The organism is Streptomyces calidiresistens (assembly GCF_014141525.1).
Lineage (GTDB): Bacteria > Actinomycetota > Actinomycetes > Streptomycetales > Streptomycetaceae > Streptomyces > Streptomyces calidiresistens.
Genome location: NZ_VKHS01000762.1, coordinates 1 through 2,555, shown reverse-complemented (window position 1 = coordinate 2,555; position 2,555 = coordinate 1). Strand labels below are relative to the sequence as shown.

The 2,555-nt window shown below is 74.6% G+C and carries 2 protein-coding genes; one reads left to right on the top strand and one right to left on the bottom strand.

Annotation, left to right across the window (positions count from 1 at the left end):
* Positions 1–81: 81 nt before the first annotated feature.
* Positions 82–822, bottom strand: a complete 741-nt coding sequence (gene fabG, locus FOE67_RS22470; RefSeq protein ID WP_182666664.1) for a 3-oxoacyl-ACP reductase FabG — start codon at positions 820–822, stop codon at positions 82–84.
* A gap of 124 nt (positions 823–946) precedes the next feature.
* On the opposite strand from fabG, the gene FOE67_RS22465 reads away from it, so the two are divergent.
* Positions 947–2,555 (top strand): multicopper oxidase domain-containing protein (locus FOE67_RS22465; RefSeq protein WP_182666663.1); only part of this gene is annotated, 1,609 nt, incomplete at its 3' end.

Below are 2,555 nucleotides of genomic sequence, written 5' to 3'. Positions count from 1 at the left end.
GGGGCGGTTGTGGGCTCGGAGGGTTCTCCGCCGGCCGGGGTCGGGCCGGCGGTCATGCTCTCGGAGGACATCACCGCCGCCTCACAGCGCGAGCCCGCCGTCGATCCGCACCACTTGACCGGTGATGTAGTCGGCGGAGTCGGACAGCAGGAAGGCGACCAGGGCGGCGACGGACTCGGCGCTGCCGAACCGTCCCATGGCGACCTTGCCCAGGGCGGTCTCCCTGGCGGCTTCGCCCATGTCCCGGAGCATGTCGGTCTCGATGAACCCCGGGGCGACGGCGTTCACCCGGATCCCCCGGGGGGCGACCTCCTTGGCCAGGGCCCGGGTCAACCCGTTGAGTCCCGCCTTGGCGGCGGCGTAGTTGCTCTGGCCTGCGTTCCCGTACACACCGATCACGGAGGAGACGTTCACCAGGGCCCCGGTCCGGCGGGTGAGCATCCCGCGCAGCACCGCGCGGGAGAGGTGGAAGGCGCCGTCCAGGCTGGTTCCGACCACCGTCCTCCAGTCCTCCGCGCTCATCAGCGCCATCGGCCGGTCCCGCAGGACCCCGGCCGAGCTGACCACCGCGTGCGGCGGTCCGAGTTTCTCCTCCGCCTCCGCGACGAATCCGCGTACCGCGGCCAGGTCGGTGACGTCACAGACCGAGTGGTGGACGGCGGCCCCTTCCGCGGCGACCAGCCGGGACGTCTCCAGAGCCGCCTCGTCCGCGGAGCGCGAGCAGAAGCCGATGTCGTAGCCCTCCCGGGCCAGCCGGACCGCGATCGCCCGGCCGATGCCGCGCGAACCTCCGGTCACCAGCGCGCAGCGCCGTTCCTGCATGTCGATACCCCTCCGGTGCGGGACGCCCGGGGCGGGCGCCCCGGGCGTCGTGAGCATCACCGAGCGGACTCAAGGCGGACTCGACTCGAGGCGGACTCGAACGCGGGCCCGCACCCTGTCCGGCATGGTGGAGAATCTCTTCGAACAGAACGTCCTCTGGGCGGTGTTGACAGCCGTCCTGTGGGGGTTCGCCGCACACGGGGCACGCCGTCTGGCTCTGCGCCCGGCGGCACGTCTCCCGCGCCGGGTCGGGATGGGACTCGTCCTGTTGGGCGTCGCCCTGGTGGCCCTGCTGCTGCGGGTCGCGTCGGCCCTCGCCCTCGCCCTCGCCGCCGGGTGGCCCGCGGCCGTGGATTACGTCCTGTTCGGCGCGGTGCCCCTGGTGCCGACCGGCGCGGCCGTCCTCGTCGTGGCGGTTCCCGCGTACCGGCGGACCGGGCGGGCCGCCCGGCGGTCGCGTGCGGCGGGGGAGGGCGGAACGGACCCCGGCGCGGCGGCGGCCCTGCGCGGGTCGGCCGCCGATCCGCGACTGGTGGTCCCGGTGTGGGCGTGCGCGCTGGCGGCCGCGACCGGGGCCCTCCTGACCCTGCGACCACCGGCGCCCCCCCACACCGGCCCCTTCCTTCTCCACTCGGCCTTCCTGCTGGTCGGGACGGTCTGCCTGTACCTGTGGCAGGTGCGACGCCGTGAGGCGCAGGCCCATCCGGGGTGGCGGCCCCGGGCCCTCTCCGTGCGGTTGTCGCGCCTCGCCGCCGGGGTCGCCGTTCTCGTGCTCGTCCCCGTCGGGGTCCTCTCCTTCGCCGCCGAGAACAGCAGGCTCCCGGCCCGCGCCGGCCACCACGGGCACGTCCACGACACGGGGGGTGGGCCCGGGCCGGGCGGTGCACCGCACCGGGACGTCTCCCGGTTGACCGGCCCCCGCACCGCGACCCCCGACCGAACCATCACCCTCACCGCCGCGGAGGAGACGTTGCGGTTGGCCTCCGGGGAGACGGTGGCGGCCCTGGCCTTCAACGGTCGGTTGCCGGGACCGGAACTCCGCGTCCAGCGGGGGGAGTTGGTCGAGGTCGTCCTGGTCAACAAGAACGTCCGGGGCGGGGTCACCCTGCACTGGCACGGGGTCGACGTCCCCAACGCCGAGGACGGGGTGGCCGGTGTGACCCAGGACGCGGTGCCGCCGGGTGGCCGGCACGTCTACCGTTTCCGTCCGGACCGGGCGGGGACCTTCTGGTACCACTCGCATCAGCAGCCCGCCGTCAGCGTCGCCCGCGGCCTCTTCGGCGCGCTGATCGTCGAGGAACCCGAACCCGAACCCGAACCCGAACCCGCCCCGCCGGGCCTGGACCTCGCCGTGGTGGCGCACGCCTGGAGTGTCGGTGAGGGCGAGGGGCCGGCCGGTCCGCCCCGGGGCGGCGCGCTCAGCGGGAACAACGGCCTCGGCGGGGAACTGCGCACCGCCTTCGGGGACAGCACACGGGAGCGGTGGAGGGAGGTGCCGGCGGGTACCCCGGTGCGGCTTCGGCTCGTCAACGCCGACAACTGTCCGCGCACCTTCTCCCTGACCGGGACCGGCTTCGAGGTCGCCGCGATCGACGGGAACGAGGTGCCCGGCGCCACGGAACTGCGTGACACCCTGCTGCGAGTCGCCGGTGGAGGTCGCTACGACCTCACCTTCCGCCAGCCCGATTCCCCGGTGCGGCTCGCTGTGGTGGGGGACGCCAACGTGCGGGGGC

Coding starts and splice junctions, on each gene's coding strand:
- fabG (WP_182666664.1), bottom strand. CDS start 822: ATGCAGGAACGGCGCTGCGCGCTGGTGACCGGAGGTTCGCGCGGCATC.